The sequence below is a fragment of the Flectobacillus sp. BAB-3569 genome (assembly GCF_002270355.1).
Taxonomy (GTDB): Bacteria; Bacteroidota; Bacteroidia; order Cytophagales; family Spirosomataceae; genus Flectobacillus; species Flectobacillus roseus.
Genome location: NZ_NJFZ01000132.1, coordinates 1 through 1,225, shown reverse-complemented (window position 1 = coordinate 1,225; position 1,225 = coordinate 1). Strand labels below are relative to the sequence as shown.

Genomic DNA, 1,225 nt, shown 5'->3' with positions numbered 1-1,225 from the left:
CTGAAAGCTGATACCTGTAAGCCGAAAGCCCCCTACGATGAGTGATCTGCAATGATGACCCATTCTCCTTTAATTTTTGCCATGTTAGGGTAAAATGCCCACCAATATCACCCTTTTCTGGACGAGTCAAGGCTGTTCTGGATAAGCGTTTAGTTCGTACTTTTTACGATTTAATAGTTGCCATTTTATTGCATCGACACAACTCTATGGGCTTATTGCTTAGTGAGTTAGGTGGCTATATTTGCGGTTTTTCACATGCTCCCGCTGGGACAAAGCGCATCAGTAATCTGTTACGTTCCAAAAAATGGACATCTACTATCATTGATAATTTTCTCTTTAGTCAAACTCGAAAAAGGCTTGAATCGTTAGTAAAACAGGGAAAACGTCCGCTAATGCTTTGGGATGATAGTCGGCTAGAAAAGGCTGAATCTTGGTTTTTGGAAGGGCTTTGTAGTGTAGAAAGCTCAAAGGCAAAACGACTAACACGGATAAAAAAAGGATACTATTCTCCTCCTAATAAACGTATTTGTGTTCCTGGTTATCATTGGACAAGTACGTTGCTCTCAGCTTTGGGTGAGTCTGTAAGTGTATGTCAGATGAGTTGGTGGACTACCAGAGGTAAATACAAGGAATATGGTCGAAACATTATGTTTCGGATGCTAGAAAAACTACAAGCACAAGTAGGAAAAGGCATCCTACATGTGCTTGACCGTGGTTACGCTAATGAGTGGACCATCGAGTGGTTTACGAACTTCGAACAAGATTTCCTAGTCCGATGGAAGAAGAATCATTTACTTATACACTCAACTAAAGGTAAAAAGCAAACCCATCTTCTAGCTCGCTCTTTTAAAGCTAGAAGTAAAAAGATTGTGCTCGATTCTCAGAGAAAGATTCTCAAGAGCATTTCTATTGCTTGGACTCAAGTACAACACCCTAGTTTTGAAGATATTAACTTGTCGTTAGTAATAGTGAGAGATACCAAAAACTATCAGTCACCACTCTATTTATTAACCTCATTGCCTGTAGAATCAGCTAAGGATGCTTGGGAAATATGTCATAGCTACATGCACCGATGGAATATTGAACAGGCGTTTAGATTCGCCAAAACTGAGCTAGCTATTGAATCTCCAAGGTTATGGTTTTTCGAGAATACCCTCAAATTATTAGCCATTGTCACGCTCATTTACGACTTCTTGATGAAACTCATCAGGAATTGGCCATCTAT

General features: G+C 39.8%; 1 protein-coding gene. It reads left to right on the top strand.

The window, feature by feature from the left end:
* Positions 1–206 precede the first annotated feature (206 nt).
* On the top strand, positions 207–1,225 hold a 1,019-nt coding region (locus tag BWI92_RS26680), incomplete at its 3' end, for a transposase (RefSeq protein ID WP_141234964.1).